The organism is Priestia sp. FSL H7-0729, from assembly GCF_038005685.1.
GTDB lineage: Bacteria > Bacillota > Bacilli > Paenibacillales > Paenibacillaceae > Paenibacillus.
This window is the reverse complement of the sequence record NZ_JBBOTQ010000003.1, coordinates 186,402-203,354: the sequence shown is the minus strand read 5'-3', so window position 1 is coordinate 203,354 and position 16,953 is coordinate 186,402. Positions and strand designations below refer to the sequence as shown.

At 48.3% G+C, this 16,953-nt stretch carries 13 protein-coding genes; 7 read left to right on the top strand and 6 right to left on the bottom strand.

The window, feature by feature from the left end; genetic code table 11:
* Positions 1-39 precede the first annotated feature (39 nt).
* Together MHH93_RS09940 and MHH93_RS09935 are read left to right on the top strand one after the other, a co-directional pair.
* Complete coding sequence (locus MHH93_RS09940) at positions 40-615, top strand: RNA polymerase sigma factor (RefSeq protein WP_500053908.1); 576 nt, start codon at positions 40-42, stop codon at positions 613-615.
* Positions 593-2,191: a hypothetical protein gene (locus MHH93_RS09935; RefSeq protein ID WP_500053907.1), complete on the top strand. Its 1,599-nt coding sequence runs from the start codon at positions 593-595 to the stop codon at positions 2,189-2,191. Before MHH93_RS09940 ends, MHH93_RS09935 begins: the two co-directional genes overlap by 23 nt.
* A gap of 234 nt (positions 2,192-2,425) precedes the next feature.
* Here MHH93_RS09935 and MHH93_RS09930 read toward each other — a convergent pair whose 3' ends face one another.
* A complete protein-coding gene (locus MHH93_RS09930; RefSeq protein WP_500053906.1) occupies positions 2,426-3,487 on the bottom strand; it encodes a LacI family DNA-binding transcriptional regulator in 1,062 nt (353 codons plus the stop codon).
* A 229-nt stretch (positions 3,488-3,716) separates the two neighbouring features.
* Between MHH93_RS09930 and MHH93_RS09925 the strand changes: the two genes are divergently transcribed.
* Positions 3,717-5,036, top strand: a complete 1,320-nt coding sequence (locus tag MHH93_RS09925; protein ID WP_500053905.1) for a glycoside hydrolase family 125 protein — start codon at positions 3,717-3,719, stop codon at positions 5,034-5,036.
* A 339-nt stretch (positions 5,037-5,375) separates the two neighbouring features.
* Here the strand turns inward: MHH93_RS09925 and MHH93_RS09920 are convergent, their stop codons facing one another.
* Both MHH93_RS09920 and MHH93_RS09915 read right to left on the bottom strand, forming a co-directional pair.
* Positions 5,376-6,431 carry a Gfo/Idh/MocA family protein gene (locus MHH93_RS09920; RefSeq protein WP_500053904.1) on the bottom strand — a complete coding sequence of 352 codons (1,056 nt, stop codon included), beginning with the start codon at positions 6,429-6,431 and terminating at the stop codon, positions 5,376-5,378.
* A gap of 134 nt (positions 6,432-6,565) precedes the next feature.
* Entirely contained in the window at positions 6,566-7,453 is an 888-nt protein-coding gene (locus tag MHH93_RS09915; RefSeq protein ID WP_076214488.1) for a sugar phosphate isomerase/epimerase family protein, read from the bottom strand.
* Between the two features lie 129 nt (positions 7,454-7,582).
* Here MHH93_RS09915 and MHH93_RS09910 point away from each other — a divergent pair, with 129 nt between their 5' ends.
* Positions 7,583-8,479: a helix-turn-helix transcriptional regulator gene (locus tag MHH93_RS09910; protein ID WP_500053903.1), complete on the top strand. Its 897-nt coding sequence runs from the start codon at positions 7,583-7,585 to the stop codon at positions 8,477-8,479.
* A gap of 275 nt (positions 8,480-8,754) precedes the next feature.
* Here MHH93_RS09910 and MHH93_RS09905 read toward each other — a convergent pair whose 3' ends face one another.
* The gene (locus MHH93_RS09905; protein ID WP_192132923.1) at positions 8,755-9,438 is read right to left on the bottom strand and encodes a serine/threonine protein kinase; all 684 of its coding nucleotides are present in this window, start codon (positions 9,436-9,438) and stop codon (positions 8,755-8,757) included.
* 703 nt (positions 9,439-10,141) lie between these two features.
* Between MHH93_RS09905 and MHH93_RS09900 the strand changes: the two genes are divergently transcribed.
* Entirely contained in the window at positions 10,142-11,059 is a 918-nt protein-coding gene (locus MHH93_RS09900; protein WP_339240108.1) for a PD-(D/E)XK nuclease family protein, read from the top strand.
* Positions 11,060-11,226: 167 nt separating this feature from the next.
* Here MHH93_RS09900 and ald read toward each other — a convergent pair whose 3' ends face one another.
* Positions 11,227-12,360 carry an alanine dehydrogenase gene (gene ald, locus MHH93_RS09895; protein WP_500053902.1) on the bottom strand — a complete coding sequence of 378 codons (1,134 nt, stop codon included), beginning with the start codon at positions 12,358-12,360 and terminating at the stop codon, positions 11,227-11,229.
* A gap of 189 nt (positions 12,361-12,549) precedes the next feature.
* On the opposite strand from ald, the gene MHH93_RS09890 reads away from it, so the two are divergent.
* Complete coding sequence (locus tag MHH93_RS09890; RefSeq protein WP_500053901.1) at positions 12,550-14,223, top strand: PucR family transcriptional regulator; 1,674 nt, start codon at positions 12,550-12,552, stop codon at positions 14,221-14,223.
* Positions 14,224-14,279: 56 nt separating this feature from the next.
* Here MHH93_RS09890 and MHH93_RS09885 read toward each other — a convergent pair whose 3' ends face one another.
* Positions 14,280-14,570, bottom strand: a complete 291-nt coding sequence (locus tag MHH93_RS09885) for a hypothetical protein (RefSeq protein ID WP_500053900.1) — start codon at positions 14,568-14,570, stop codon at positions 14,280-14,282.
* Positions 14,571-14,882: 312 nt separating this feature from the next.
* Between MHH93_RS09885 and MHH93_RS09880 the strand changes: the two genes are divergently transcribed.
* On the top strand, positions 14,883-16,952 hold the full coding sequence (locus MHH93_RS09880) for an nSTAND1 domain-containing NTPase (RefSeq protein WP_500053899.1): 2,070 nt from the start codon (positions 14,883-14,885) through the stop codon (positions 16,950-16,952).
* Position 16,953 lies beyond the last annotated feature (1 nt).

Here is a 16,953-nt window from a genome sequence, read left to right as displayed (position 1 = left end):
ACAGAACCATGCATGGAAGCTGTAGAGAAGGGGGATTACATGACTCAACAGATACCGGAGGAGGAGCTTATTGAGCGCATTATTGCAGGGGATAAGCAGTTGTTCTCTGTGCTTGTGGATCGATATAAAAATAAAGTCTACGGCATCATGCGCGGAATGGGCGCGAGTCATCCGGATGCACAGGATCTCGCTCAGGATACGTTTATTCGCATCTATCGTTATCTCCCGTCGAGGCGGGAGGGAAGTCGTTTCTCGTCGTGGGTGTACACCATTGCGGTGAATCGAATGCGGGATTTTATGCGGGAAAAGAAACCCGTCATGTCTCCGGTTGATCAAGGGATCGAACCTGTCAGTAATGAAACACCGGAGAAACGTGTGCTGCATAAGGAGATGCAGCGTGAAATATACCGCCAACTTGAACAGTTACCGGAATTGTATCGCCTGGTGTTACTACTAAAGTACACAAACGAGTTGAGCTATGAAGAGATTGCAGATATTACAGGCATGAGTTCAACCAAAGTGCGTAACGCCCTTTATCGCGGGAAAAAGACGCTGAGGAAGCAAATGGAACGCAAAGGAGGTTTAGCTACGTATGAAGCCTATTTCAAGGGATGAGGATTGGTTGTGGGAGGAGCATTTGTATCGAGAGGAGCCGGATGCGGATTTCACGCTTAAGGTCATGCAGAAGCTGGATGGCGTGTCCATGGAAAGTGGAGAAGCTGAAAGTCCATGGTCGAGAAAGGTAACTGAGACAAGATGGATATACCGTACGGGGATTGTGGCTGCGGCTGTGCTCCTTTTTGGAGGTGCATGGCTGGTTTGGGATCAGACAGGTGCACCCGAGCAGCCGGTAGTGAGCGCTGTAAATATTCCTCGTTTACCCGATATACCAGTACCTACAGAAATAAGGGAAGCATTCCTCACTGAAGATTATAAGCGATTGAAGCCACCAGGGCTTGTGGTTAATCCGAACATTCAGATTGAAGATCAGGGATACACATTCGAGATCAAAGATGTGCTTGTCGATCGTTCACAAATTGTGTTTTTAACGGAGCAAACTAGCCCGGACGACATCAGGATACCAGTCGTTACTCCAGAAGCAGGGAAGATTCATATTACAGATGTACATGGTAATTTGGTTGCTGTTCCTGTAGTGAATTCCCAGCCTAGTGGTATAAATTATCGAAAATTCGTATTTCAATTAAATGATGTTATTCCAGATCAGATTGTCGTACGCGGAGAATTAAACTTTCTAAAAATACCTGATTATTATGATGCGGGTACTAACACAACGGTAAAAAATAATACAACAGTAGATTGGAGTTTCCAATTCAACATCGACATGACAAAAGCAAAAGCAATGGCTACTATGACTCCTATGAATAATACGTATACCACGCCGGAGGGGTTAAAGCTAGACATGACACAACTTGTAAGAACGCCAAGCGGAACCCGTCTTGATGTGAATGTCAGTTTGAATGATCAACTGCAGGCTAAAGTGAGTGAGGATTGGAAGGAACAGATGGATATCCTGTATCACATCGAAATTCCTGAAACCAATGAGTATAGAATATTTAACGGAAGCAGGCCTTACGCTCGACAGGCGAAGTTCCGGCTCCGTGATCTGAGTGAAGCGAACGAAAATGGCGGTTGGTTGAAACTATCCGAGACGTGGGACCCCGCATTTGTGACGGTGGACGCGAAGAATACTCGCTTTGTATTAGATGGCTACACCTTACCGGTAAAGGAAGAAAAGTCTATCGAAATTGATCTTGAACAACTCCCTCTCACGAGCACAATATTTGAGCAATCGGGTGACAGAGTCGTTTTGAATGGGTATAACTTTGATCCAGAAAGAGGGGGTTATATTCCATCGGGTAGTGGAACCGATGACCAGCACTCTCTTGTATTGTTGGGAAGTGCAGAGTTCTCCAACGAAATTGCCGGGGACAAATGGGTGGCAGTTGATCGTGAAGGAATCGAATATCCCGTTTCAATTCTAAATTCGATTAAAGAGATAAATAATGACGAAAAATATGTTACAAGTGATCTCAAATTAATGGTTCATGGCCTCTATAAGAATTCTGCTACCAAGTTCACCTTGAAACGAACGGTGGTTCACCGTGAATTCCGTGATGTGAATTGGGAAGTGGATCTTCCATCGTACAGTAGACTGCCTTGGCTCAAATAACCAGTAGTACATTCTTTAGACATGAAGTAACTGAAGCTTCGAATGGATGATATAAGGATGGGTGGATGAATCAGTAGATTTAAGTGTGAATGTACAGGAATATAAGGATATAAGCCTAATATACGAAAAAGGCCCTGCATAATGTGCGGGGCCTTTTTCGTATGCACCAGATTTACGGAGACAGCAAGTACATAACGAATCCATCTTCAGAAGAGAGCGGTTACCCGTTCCAAATTACGCCGATTCCCTTGGAATCAACGTAGTTGATAACATAACCGTCTCTTTCGGTGTTCCCGGTCGTTCGATCCGTCGTTGCAAAGCCTCGACAGCACGCTGTCCAAGCTCCTCTTTACACAGATTGACCGTGGTCAGGGGCGGGGAGGACGTAACCGCAGAGTGCACATTGTCGATACCGATGACAAGGCAATCTTTAGGCGTGGAGATGCCCATCTCCTGTAGTTTGTGCATCCATTGTAAGGCAATATCATCATTTACACCAATCCAGGCATCGGGACGTTCATCATCTGGCATGTTTTGAATGGTGGTAGCCAATTGGTTAACCCATTCCCCATTTTCATAAGGGATATTCCACTCCCTGAAGCTGGTCGTATGACTGGTATCTACATGGAAATGGTTCAGAGCCAGTTCAATTCCGATCTTCCGCTGTGCGAAGCTGGCAGCACGACCATCATCTGTGATAAGGCCAATCCGTTGACAATTCATCGACATCAAATATCTCGCCACCGTGATACCTGCTTCCAGATTATCATGGCTGATTGTATCACAATTCAACAATGGCTCCTGATGATCTACGAGAATAATAGGACGACCCGTCTGAGATAGTCTTTGCAGTACCGTATGAGGAAAAGCGCCCATGACAATAATCCCTGCACAATGTTCCCAGTCCAAATGAGGAGCAATAGCTTTTTCGGGAGAAGTGTTCTCGTCCGTCACTCCGAGTGAGGGAGATACAATGGCATGATGCCAACCACGCTCATTACAAGCGGAGATCATGCCTGACAGAACACGTTGCCAGTAGTGGGGCTCACCGCGATTAAGCTGATTCATGCATATGAGAACAAACGGGGGATCGGACGGATCTGCATGGTTTGCGGCAGTAGAACTGTTAGTAGCCCCCGGAGTACTTTGACGATATCCCAAAGCTCGAGCGAGTTCCAGTACCCGTGCACGTGTTGCATCACTAACGCCCGTCTTGCCACTGAGTGCGCGGGAGACGGCATATTTGGATAATCCGAGCTGGTCAGCCAGCGTCTGAATGGATACTTTGCGTGACATATCATTACTCCTTCGTATGTAAGCAATTTGTTAATTTGCATATGTGAAAATGATTGAAAAGTGAATTGAGATGACCTTTATGAATTGACGAGCATCTTCTGAAACAGTACACTTACAACTAATAGTGTTATTATAAATTATCATAACAAAAATAACAATAGTATGAGAGTTAGTGTTTGGGTTCATTTATACTAATTTGCGAGACTTCAATTCAAAGGAGACAACATCCATGGAACAGTTTAGATTACCGAAAATCCCTATGCCGCATCTGGAATTGCCGCAAGCTGTGCAGGATATTCTGAATGAGGCGGACGAGCGTTTGCAACATCGACCGAGATTGCTGGATCAGTTTCGCAATTGTTTTCCCAATACGCTGGAAACGACCACAAAGCTATTGGAGGATGGGACAACCTTTGTAATAACAGGGGATATTCCCGCCATGTGGTTAAGGGATTCGGTAGAGCAGGTCATGCATTATGTTCCGCTTGCCAAGGATGACGAGAAGTTGCAGCGTATCATTGGAGGGCTGATCAGACGGCATACGTTCTACGCTGATAAGGATATCTATGCCAATGCGTTCAATGAAACGGCGAATGGATGGCATTGGGATGCCAATGATGAGACGGAGATGTCACCGTGGGTGTGGGAACGGAAGTTTGAACTGGATTCTCTGTGCTTCTCCATGAAGCTGGCTTATACCTATTGGCGGGAGACGGAACTGACAGATATATTTGACGAGCGCTTCAAGAAAGTGATGGAGAATGTTATAGACCTGTGGGAGACAGAACAGCATCACGGAGAGCGTTCATCTTATCGGTTCATGCGTCGCAACTGTCCAGCCCATGATACGCTGCGTAATGAGGGGTTGGGGATGCCCGTGAATTATACGGGGATGATCTGGTCCGGATTTCGTCCGAGTGATGATGCCTGTGATTTTCATTATAATATTCCGGCGAACATGTTCGCTGCGGTAACCTTGCGCCAGATGGGGGAGATTGCGAAGTGGGTGTTCCGGGATGAACAACTGGTAAGCCGAATGACTCATTTGGAAGAGGAGATACGACATGGCATCTCCCTGTACGGTACTTATCGTCATCCAGAGTATGGGCAAATATATGCCTATGAGACAGACGGTTACGGCAACTTTTGTCTGATGGATGATGCGGGTACGCCTGGGCTGATGTCCATCCCGTATATGGAGTATGCTTCGGTTGAGGATGCTGTATATCAGAACACACGCCGATTCATTCTGAGTAAGGAGAATCCGTTCTACTATGAAGGGAAGCTAGCCAAAGGGATCGGTAGCCCGCACACACCGCCGGGATACATCTGGCACATGGCGCTATCCATGCAGGGTCTCACGGCAGACAATGATGAGGAAATACTGGCCATGATTGAATTGCTGGAGAACACGGATGCGGGTACCGGATATATGCATGAGGGTTTCCACGCTGATGACCCCAACACGTTCACGAGACCATGGTTCGCCTGGTCCAACAGCCTGTTCTCGCAGTTGGTGTACAAGGCAATGAAGAAAGGGATTTTATAAATGATTTAGTTCAAAAAAGTAACTGCCTGCAAAGTGGCCGTTCCGGTTACGAATCGTTCTTTCGATCGCTGTTATCCCCGGATTTCTTGATCGACTCTTGTAAAGTCGAAATCCGGGGATAAGCGTATGCTTCCGATGTAGCTTTCTTTCAGAAAGCTTTTAGGCGAACACTTCGTTTCTTCAGAATCGATTTCGTCCCCTACACTACTTCTGCTATTTGGCATGACCTTTTTTTGACATCATTTCTAGAATAGGAGAGTAGGTAAAAAAACAACAAAGCCCAAACTGCTAAACTATTGCAGTTTGGGCTTTATTTAATTGATAAACTCAGGCGCTTTTCTATGTGTTTTTCAGCAGATCGGCGATGAATACTTTCTGGCCTGTGCGTGCGCTTTCCAGGGAAGCGAGGACCATAGCCATGCTGAACTGGTTATCACTGCAATCCGTTTCAGGCAATCGGCCTGATTCCAGTGCAGCGAACATGTCTTCGAGGCAGCCATGATGACCTGTTTTGTCCATGACAGGCAGTTCCGCTTCGATCCGCTCACTTGGCTGGAAAAAGGATGGTTTGCCATCAGCATCCAGACTTTGCGCAGCGACCACCTCAGCATAGATGTCATCATGACCATCCCAGATCGCAGTTCCTTTTTCACCGATTACGCGCCAGCTTGCTTCCCATGATGTGGGTACACCCTCCGCGCACCAGGAACCGCGATAGTTGAATACGGACCCGTCGGACATCTCAAATATACATAACGCCATCGCATTGCCCTGATACCAAGACCCTGGAGGGTTGAACTCATGGCAGTACACCGATACCGGGTTGGCTCCGAGAATATAGCGTGCCTGATCAAACGTATGTATTGCCATATCGAGAAGTAGTGGACTATCCATCAGATCCCGGAATCCGCCAAAGTGTGGCCCGAGGAAGAAGTCGGCTCCCGCGTAACCTACCTGCCCTATAGCCCCGCCCGAAATGAGGTGCTGATAGGCGCGGATCCGCGGATCGAACCGACGATTCTGCATCACGGCTTGAATGTGTCCTGTACTGCGAGAGGTTTGCACAATATCTGTGCAGTCGGAGAAGGATTCTGCGAGGGGTTTCTCGCCAAATACATGACATCCTTCCTTCAGCGCTGTCATGGCAATGTTGTAATGACTCGCCGGAATTGTGACATCGAATACGATATTTGCGCCAGTTGCTTGAATGGCCTCACGGATATCAGTGAACGTAGGGCAGGTGAGGCCGTGTCTTGTAGCAAAAGCAAGGGCTGTCTGTTCATACAGATCGACCAGTCCCACGATTTCTGTATCCGGCCTTTGCAAGGCATAGTCCGCCCACGTGTTTGCCATGGCACCGCAGCCAGCGATAATTACCTGATAAGGATGACTCATCCGCTCATCTCCTTCGTATGGATTGTGTTTTAGCTCGCATGGTTTTCGAGAAATGAGAAATAGATTAAATTATGGTTTGCACTCACCCTTAGGCCAGCAGCTACTTAGGTTAAGTTTCAGTGGAGGTTGATTATTTAAACCGGGTTGGGCACAAAATCGCCGCCGCGGCATTGTTTCAAGTACCGCAAAGCATGTACCTGTCCGGTCATTTCGAGTTCGTCTTTGTACACGGGGTCATGCCAGCCTTCAATATCAATCGTGCCCTGATAACCGTTCTGACGCAGAATGGTGATGATGTCTGCCCAGTTGTTATCCCCGAAGCCGGGGGTGCGGTGCCAGACAAATTCACGTGGGCCGTGTACGCCGTATTCCTTGACAATATCCCAGGCAATCGTGGCATCTTTGCCATGTACGTGGAACACTTTGTGAGCCCATTTGCGCAGCTGTGGTATCGGATCGATCAGGCTGGACATTTGGTGGCAAGGCTCCCACTCCAGACCAACATTTTCATCTGGAACAGCATCGAACATCATCTCCCAGGCCGTCGGGTTATGGGCAATGTTCCAGTCGCCTGTCTGCCAGGTTCCACCCATATCACAGTTTTCAAAAGCAATGCGTACACCCCGATCTGCTGCCCGTCGTGCCAGTTCACCAAATACTTCCTTGAACCGGGGGATGGACTCGTTAATGGGTTGATCGGTCAATCGTCCAGTGAACCCGGAGACGATATCTGCACCGAAGAGCTGTGCGTGATCAATCACTCGCTCCCAGCTTGCCAGTGTATCGGCGTTGTCTCCGGCTCCTGTGAGCGGATTACCAAATACACTCACCGCGGAGATGACGATACCTTGTTCGTCCACGATTTCACGGACACGTTTGGCTGTCTCTGCCAAGTCCAGGTCGCCAGTTGTTTGCCAGAAGGTCAGGTTAAATGATTCAAAGCCGTGTTGCATAATCTGCGGGATAACGCGGACGGCGTCCTGCCCGCCTACAAGGGTACCGATGCGTAATGATTTATTCATGGTTGTATTTCACTCCAATATTGGCTTATAGTACTTCGTGACACACTCATTATAGCCGTGGATTAACGGGATGGCTCTACACAATCTTGTGTAATAGTAGTCGGATCTTGTGAAGAGGGGGAAGAAGTCATGCTGGATCTGAAAGCGCTTCACGAAAATACCCGAATTGACCATAAATCACATCCATTTCAGTTGTTCCGAAATCGATGTTCAGATATGAAAGCGGAAGAATGCATTCTGTATTTGCATTGGCATGAACATTTTGAGCTGATTGTCATGCGTAAGGGCAGTGCGCTTTTTCATATTGATAGCAAACCCTATGTGGTTCGAGCAGGTGAGGTCATCATCATTCCTGGAGGTACGTTGCATGTCGGATATGCTCTGGAAGAGGGGGATGTGGATTATGATTCCGTTGTAGTCAACCGTGCGCTATTTCATGATTTCACTCATGATCCTGTGCATGAGCAATATGTCGCGCCGTATCTGGAAGGAAGAGTGAGATTTCCGGTCAAACCGGCAGAGGAAAACATAGCCTGCACAGGCTATTATTCTTTGCTGAATGAAGCCGTGGAGGAAATGGCGTTACAGCCCCCGGCTTATCAGCTCGTGGTGAAGTCCAAGCTTCATGCCTTATTCACCCTGCTTGCGCGAACCTTTATGCCGCAGCAGTTGCCGGATCGATCGATGGGATCGTATTTTCCAAACCGCGAACGCTTCAAGCAGTTAATTGCACAGATTGAAGCCGACCCTACAGGTAAGATGTCTGTTACGGAAGCGGCAAGCCATGTGGGACTGAATGCGTATCACTTCTGCAAAATGTTCAAAAAGCTGACCGGACGTACCTTCGTGGAATACGTGAACGGGTGCAGGATGAGTGAGGCCGAACAACTGTTGCAAGGCAGCAGTCTGACCATTACGGAGATCGCCGCCAGAGTAGGCTGCGACAACGCCAACTATTTTACGAAGTTATACAAACAGTACAAGGGCATGACCCCTTCGCAGGGGCGGGGGAGAAAAGAAGGTTAAGCGCAATCAGTATGCAATCATTATGGCAGTCTCGGATAAAAAGTCATCGTGGTGTTTGTAATCCTCTACAACTCGCAGTCACGATTATGAGCAGAAGCAGAGCGTACGGCAGTAATTACTGTACTAATCACCATACTCCATACTTGGACTTACATCCATTTGGATTTACATCCATGAAGAATAACCCGGATCAAGGCCAACTCAAGGCGTTCATCCGGGTTGTTTGGATTGCAGAATCAGAATAAAAAGACAGTCCTATAATGTGTAGAACGTACTCATTTCATAAATCTGGAGAACAGGCGATTGGCTTTCTTGGAGAGATCGTCCATTTTGACATTGGCATGATCGAGCTGATTGTACCCCCATTTGATGGTCTGCAGCATGCGTGGAGATATGGGCGTTCCTTTGATCCGCGGATAGATGTTGTGATAGGCCCAGACGAGATGTTCCCAGCGATTGTCATTGCCGTCCTGAATATACTCGGATACGTCAATCACTTTGCCGCGCCCGTTCTGAAGAATTACATTTTTCAAATGAATATCACGGGGGTTCAGCCCGCGGCTACGAACGGCTTCTCGCGCTGCGTCCACATCGAGCATCACCTGCTCGGGGACGGGGATTCCTTTTTCCAAACATTCCAGCAACGTATCTCCGGGTTCAAAACTGATCACGAGAACATTTCGGCCGCTGCCGTAATAGGTAGGGAAGTATGGCAGACCTTTGAGCTGTTCGTATACCTGTTTTTCATTTTCGAGTTTGTCCAAGGCATGATCCGAGTACATCTTGAAGGCATACTGCGGCAAGCCGTCATACGTAAATACAGCCGCATCCGTACCTGTGCCAATGCAATTCAATCCTTCTACATCGCCGATGATGTTCACGAGCTCATTCCGGTCGCTTCCGATGACTTGGATCTGTTGTAATGCTTCTTCCGCCTGGAACCAATCCGGTCGATTCATGGGTGGTGCCTCCTTTTTGGATATGCCTGTACAGAATTTACGCAGAAGTTAAAATCGTGGATAAATGGTACGCTGAGCCACTCCGTGCGCGGCCATATGAAGATAAGAAATTTTCTAACGAACCGTATAAGCCTTATTTCGCTGAAATCGGCAGATCTGAAAATGTAACGAATCAGAGGCACGCTATGGGCTCGTTTGCACGCTGTAAACACGTGATCCAGCCGAAATGAGACTATATAACGTGTCTGGAGTGCGTTAGATTGTATAAAGCTGTATTATCCAAGCAATAAGGTGTATCAGGTTCGTTAGCGTTTGATCACATTAGCTTCGTTAATCTTCAAGTCACAGTATCACCGGGTTCCCTTATTAGCGGGAAATCTGCCATGACGTATGCTTCCACTCCGAGATGGCTTCTTTATTAACGGTGCTGAGGCTTAAAATAAACTTCGGAAGCTTTAGCTTTTTCACAAAAAGTTGTAGCTCTGCATTTCAGTTTCTCTGCCTCTATGGAGTATATTAAGCGTTCTGCTCCGCAATTTCATCTTTTGGTGATGTTACTATATAAACGATACGGATTGAATCGGAAACGGTTGCGTTAGAAGAAAATAACGGAAGCGCGCTTGCGGCAATGTTCCCATGGCTTTATACTGTGAGCATTAAGGGATCTTAGGCAGATCCGGCATACAGAAAGGCAGAAAATCTTATGGCACAATACCCGCAATGGTCTTATTCGCAGTCGCGGGCGAGTATGTTCGATGAGTGCCTGCGCAAATATTATTATCATTATTACGGTGCCCATAACGGCTGGAAGACAGACTCTGCGGATGAGATGCAGGTTCGTCTGTACCGTTTGAAGCAGCTCAGCAATCTATACCTTGTCTTCGGGGACCTCGCGCATCGGATGTGTGAGTCGGCGGTACGTAGCAGGGAAGAGGGCAAGGATAAACCACGTGAACACTTTCTGGAACAGACGATACGCAAGCTGCTGAATCAGGCGTATGTGGAGTCGATGGACGCGGATCAGTGGCGGTTGAACCCGAAGAATCGCACGATGCTGTCGGAGATCTATTATGGGGATGACACGTTGAATGACCGGATCGCAACGATTAAGGAGCGGGCCTCGGCCTGTGTCAGTAACCTGTACCAGACGCTTACGTGGGAGGACTTGTCCCGGGCAAGCACGGACATTCTGGAGATCGAGAAATGGGATACCATGATGCTGCACGATACACGCGTGTATGTGAAGATGGACTTGTTGTATCGGCGCAGTAACGGCAATATTGTCATTGTGGACTGGAAGACGGGAAAGGAAGATGACTTCTCCGATCAGCTAATGCTGTACGCATCCTATGTAAGAGAGCACTACCGGGTCCCCTTGGAGCAGATTGAGCTGCGAGTGGAGTACCTGTTAACCGGGAAGCACCGAGAGTTTACGGCAACGGAAGAGGATATCCGCAAGGTGGAGGAGAACGTGGGTCGTTACATCGAGGAGATGCGATCTTGTGTGGAGGATGAATACTATAACCGTCCAAAGGACGTCAGCTATTTCACAGCGATGCCTTCGCACCGATCCTGTCGGGATTGCAACTTCCGCGAAGTATGCAGTGAGCGAGCAGTCTAAAGCGCCAAAACCGGAGTAACATCAGGCCTTATACCAAACTAACGAGCTATTTCATATGTGAAAAAAATCAAGAAGCGCAAGCCGGGCACATCATCTGCCCGACTTGCGCTTCTATTGCGTTCCACAGGCCTAGCGACAAGGCGCCGGGTGGAACGATCCTATCCAGATTATTGGACAGCGGCGGTATTCTCCAGCACCTGACCCGCAGGAACATAGGCATGCCCGAGATCCCGGGCAACCGCCTCATACGTGATATGTCCATTCAGCGCATTGACCGCGCTGCGAATGGACGAACTACCGCGAATCGCGGCGGCTGCACCGTGGTTGGCCAGCTGCAGCGCATAAGGCATGGTGGCGTTAGTCAGCGCCACCGTGGACGTACGCGGCACGGCGCCCGGCATGTTCGCCACCGCGTAATGCACGACACCATGTTTCACATAGGTCGGTTCATCGTGGGTGGTGATATGATCAATGGTCTCAACAATCCCACCTTGATCAATCGCCACATCCACAATGACCGAACCCGGTGCCATGGTCTTCACCACCTGCTCGCTGACAAGCGTTGGCGCCTTGGCGCCCGGAATCAGCACCGCACAGATCAATAGATCTGCCGCAGCAACAGCCGCTGCAATGTTGGATGGGCTGGATACCAGCGTGTGGATCTGATTGCCGAAGATATCATCCAGCTGGCGCAGACGATTCAGATTCAGATCGAGGATAGTCACATCCGCTCCAAGACCAATGGCGATTTTGGCTGCATTCGTCCCCACCGTGCCGCCGCCAATGATGACCACTTTCCCCCGACTGACACCGGGTACACCGGACAACAGAATGCCTTTGCCACCTTCGGTCTTCTCCAACAGCTGTGCTCCAATCTGAGATGCCATGCGGCCCGCAACTTCACTCATAGGTGTCAGCAGGGGTAGAGTACTGTTGACCTCCAGCGTCTCATAGGCAATGGCTGTTACCCGACTTGCGATAAGCGCTTTGGCAAGCTCAGGTTCCGCCGCGAGGTGCAGGTAAGTGAACAGAATTAGCCCCGGCCGAAAATATCCATATTCACTGGCAAGTGGTTCTTTCACTTTGATGATCATATCGGCCTCGTTCCATACTGACTTGGCATCCTTTCGAATCTCTGCGCCCGCAGCTTGATATTCATGATCCGTGAATCCACTGCCGATCCCTGCGCCTTGTTCAATCATCACCTGGTGACCGGCTCTGACGAAATCAGCAGCCCCGGCCGGAGTCATTGCTACACGATTCTCATTGTTTTTGATTTCTTTGGGAATTCCGATTCTCATCACCATGCACCTCGTCCATTTATTGGTTGTCAGCTTATACTACAAGTTTATGACTTGGATATTCGTTTTGCACCTTACTTGATGTCTAATGTTTAGAAATAGTACTCAACATATTGTCGAAAAAGACTGTTCAGGACATTTGTCCATGGATTATAATGTAAGAAAAAATAACACGAAGAGGGATTGCCATTGCGAAATGACCGCGTGTTTACGATTAAAGATATCCTTGCACGTCCGGTATTTGGCCGTGCACGACTTGCGGCAGGAAAGGATGGAGTGAACCGTCAGGTTGGCTGGGTTCATGTGCTCGAGATTACGAATGTAACTCCATTTGTAAGCCCCCATGATCTTATTTTATCCACTGGACTGTGGCTTCAATCGGAAGAAGGGCGTGAGGAGTATCTGCTCCAGCTCATTGGCAGTGAGGCAGCGGGGTTATGTGTGGAGTTTGGTACCAGCATATACGGAATTCCGGAAGAACTGATTGAACTGGCGGACAGACACCAGTTTCCATTGATCGTATTTGAGCAACCGGTCCGTTTTGTCGAGATCACACAGGATATTCACTCTCTGCTCATTAATCATCAACACCAGCTGCTGAAGAGTCTGGAAGCTTACTCCCGTCAGCTTCAGCAACGAACATTACAGAGTACAGATATGTCTGCTGTGCTGAACCTGCTGCATGAGTACGCTGCAAAACCGGTGGTGTACATTTCATCTATGGAGCCGGGCAGTTTTGTACCTGAACTGGCTCCGGAGATGGAACAGGCCATCTATACCTGGTATGAGCAAGAGGTAGAACATCTGGATTTGAATGATTCAGATACCGAATTATGGTTCCATATGGATGAAGAGAAAGTTCTGCTGTGTCATCCTGTCGTCTGCTTCGGTCAGGTGTTTTCAGCTGTAGGCATGATCGTACATCCGTCTGCTCCTGTGGAGTATCTCAAGCTGATGCTTGATTATACGGCAAAGGCAGCGGCAGCGCTCACGCTTCGTTCCCAGTTTCTTGAAGAGAAGATGGTCCGCAATCAGAATGAACTGATCCAGGACCTGATGAATGGCAACATCCATCAGGAGGAACAGGCTCAGACTCGAATGGGACTTCGTTTGCTGGTGAAGGGGCAGTACTGGTTTGCAGGAGGGGTCATCGAGATTGAGCATCGATTGAAAGGTACAGGCCGGGAGCGAATGGAAGCGAATCATCAGGACGTTCTTGTGCTGCTTCGATCCCTGCTTAAGAAGAACAATCTGCCCAGCCTGATTATGCTAAAGAACAACCAGGTATTTCTGTGCTGTGCGAAGGAAGCGTTATCGGCGGCGGCGCGGCATCAACTACTGCGATTACTGGAAGGGATCGCCCTGGATGTAAAACGGTTTGCGAGTCGTAACTTGAAGCAGGTTATGATTCATGTCGGATTCGGCAAGTTACGCAGTCGTCTGACCAGTCTGCCGGAGAGCCTTCAGGAGGCCTATCAGGTGATCGAAGTTTCGAGATCGGTAGATCGGATGGAACATGTTCACTTTTACGAACGTATGGGTATATATCAAATGTTAAAGGCGTTACCCCAATCCTTCCTGCAACCCTTTGTCCAGGATCATCTGGGTGTGTTGATTGAACATGACCAGACACATCACTTGAGATTGGTAGAGACGTTGGAAGCTTACCTGCAGAACTTTGGTTCCAAACGGGATGCAGCCGCCCAGCTATTTATTCATCGGCAAACGTTGTACAACAGACTGGAGAAGCTGGAAGAACTGATGGGACCTGATTACATGGAGCAAGGGAGAAGAATCTGTCTGGAGATGGCGTTACTTGCGCACGCGATGATCGAGAATGGACAGTTGCACTCCTCTGGATGAGGTGAAAGGCATGCAAGACAGACTGTGCATCGATCTTACATTACCTTGTGCACAGTCTAGCAGTTTTTACTAATCCGCCGGGTAGGTTGTAATGTAGCAGGCAGGCGTTGAAGGTTGGAAGCGGAGCGTCGGCCCCTATAGAGCTTCGTTTGACCAGAGGATGGTGCCAGTGATAATGAAGAGGGAGCAGCCAGTCGATACGGGGGTGATGACCGGTCGGTGCCTCCTTCCGGTTCTGCATCATTGGCTGTCATTGAAATACCACTTTGGTGAAGCCACTCATGAAGTCTTTTGGGATTGATTCCAAGTTGTCCGCTCAGATTACAGATATCGAGGTTTATTCTCACACAAATCCGCCTTTCCTGGAATATCGGGCTGGTAGTAGGGTTTGAAAGGGAAGCATGAATTCGAGATCAGTAAATGCTCATGTACATGTTGGATGTGCTTGATCGGCGGAATGACCCATTACGAGAAGTAGCGCGGAGGCGTGTATGTACCTTGTTATGCGTTTCCATGTCCGCTGTATTGAATATTTCCAATAAATTGGCTTTTAACAAGATTTTATCACTTCACATGCGATTGCGCGTCTCAATATAGTCTCATTTTTGAGAGGGTATATTATATATTAAAAGTACCAGTATCTAGTACGGAGGACATATATGGGAAACAGTAGTGAGGCACAATACGACAAATATGTTGAGGATGGCAAACGTTTCGTTGGTCGAACGAAGGAACTGACGGCACTGGAGCGGTGGTTCAATCATCCGGAAGCCCCATTGACTATATTCTCAATTACGGGCATGGGGGGCATTGGTAAATCTTCCTTGCTTTCAGAGATGTTATCTGTCTCTCGGGATCGAGGTGCGACAGCCATCTGGATGGATGGCCGATCATGTGGGGCCACACCTTCCGTTTTTATGGATTATTTGTCCTCGACATTGGGGTTGGAAACACTGGATAGTGAAGGGTACCCGCGACCACTGAGCTTGCTGAAAGACACTTCGGTCGATAAACGATTGGTCCTGGCAGTGGATAATTATGAAGAACTCGCACTGCTGGAAAGTTGGTTCATGGAAGTCTTTATATCCAAACTTCCGTTAAGAGGCATACTTGTCATTCTTGCATCACGCCCGGAAATGGCATCTGCATGGCGAACACATCCGCGATTGCATCAGAGATTTATACAGATGCGGCTTCAACATTTCACAGTTGATGAGATTGCGGAATATATCACTGTGGCTGGGTTTCTGAATCAGGGCATGGCAGGCACCATTACGAGAATGACCGATGGGCATCCACTGGGGCTGGCCTTAGCTGTAGAAGCTGCGGATCAGAGAAGGAATCTTCCGCAATCTGAATGGGCTGAATTGTCGCATATGATCAGTGCGCGATTATTATTGGAACTGACTACATCTCGTCTGCATCCCATGGTGGAGGTACTAACATTGCTTGAGACAGCCAATCAGGAATTATTATCATCCGTATTGGATATGACCGTGACGAAAGAAGAGTACCATATGCTGAGACAGATGTCGTTTATCCGTTCCGGCCCGGATGGTCTTGCCCTGCATGATATGGCCAGGGTGCATCTGTTACGGGATTTCCGTCAACGTGAGCCACATCGGTTGCAGAGCATGCGTATCAAAATTGCGAAGTTACTGAAACCGCTGCATGAACAGGCAGGGTGCCATGAGCGTAGGCAAATCGCCCGTAAGATGCTGTTGCTCTGTCAGGAATCGATGCTTCAACACCGTAAATACGCGGATGTGTCTCGTGATTCCTTGTTCTCGCCTCTTGAACCGATGAGAAGCGAGGACCTGCCAGTTCTACAGCGTTTGTTACAGCAATGGTGCGATTACAGCGTGGAACCATGGCAGGCATTATCCTATGGCCCCTTCCTGGATGAACTGGCACAACGTTATCCCGAAGGGATCGTATTGATGCGTGACAAGCTCGGCGAGACGATTGCCATGTTTATCACAGTACTTGTACATAGGGATAGCAGTGAGTTACTCCTGAAATATTTTCCAAATGAGATACATGAATGCTTCACACCACAGGAGCTTGAGAGTGATCCGGATCAGAGTGATACGCACTTTGCTTTGCTGGCTGCGGCAAGAGAAGATGTGCCAGGTTATTCACGAGAAGAACTGGTAGGATACATGGCACTAGACCGGCTGTCTCTGCTGGGTGATGGTGCGCGAGCCATGCTCGTTGCAACCAACCCTCACCTGAAACTATTTTTGCAAAGTATTGGATTCCGGATGCGAAGAACCCGCACTCGTGTCTGTGACAGATATGAAGACCAAGCGGACGTACTTGATTTGGATTTGCGTAGTGGACAATTCGGAGAGTGGGTCATGTCTCTGCTTGATCCGGAATCAACAGAGAATCGGATACAGCCGGAAACAACGGAAGCAGATGACGTAGTCTGGACTGAACAGGATGTTCGCAAGATGTTGGGGGATCTTCGATCTCCGGGAGAATTGCAGAAATATGTGGGCAGGGTTACAGGAGTAAGGGATGGAATCCAGTTACAGCTGTATGTCATGGATTTGTTGGAAGGCAGAGTCCATGGCCTATCTCCGCAGGATCAGATCCTCTTATATGCGGCTTACTGGACGCATGCTGGCAATCCAACTGCCGCAGCCCACACATGTTCCATGAGTCGGGCGACGTTCTATCGCCATCTCAGAACAGCATTGACCCGTTTGGCACGGATTTTGTAGG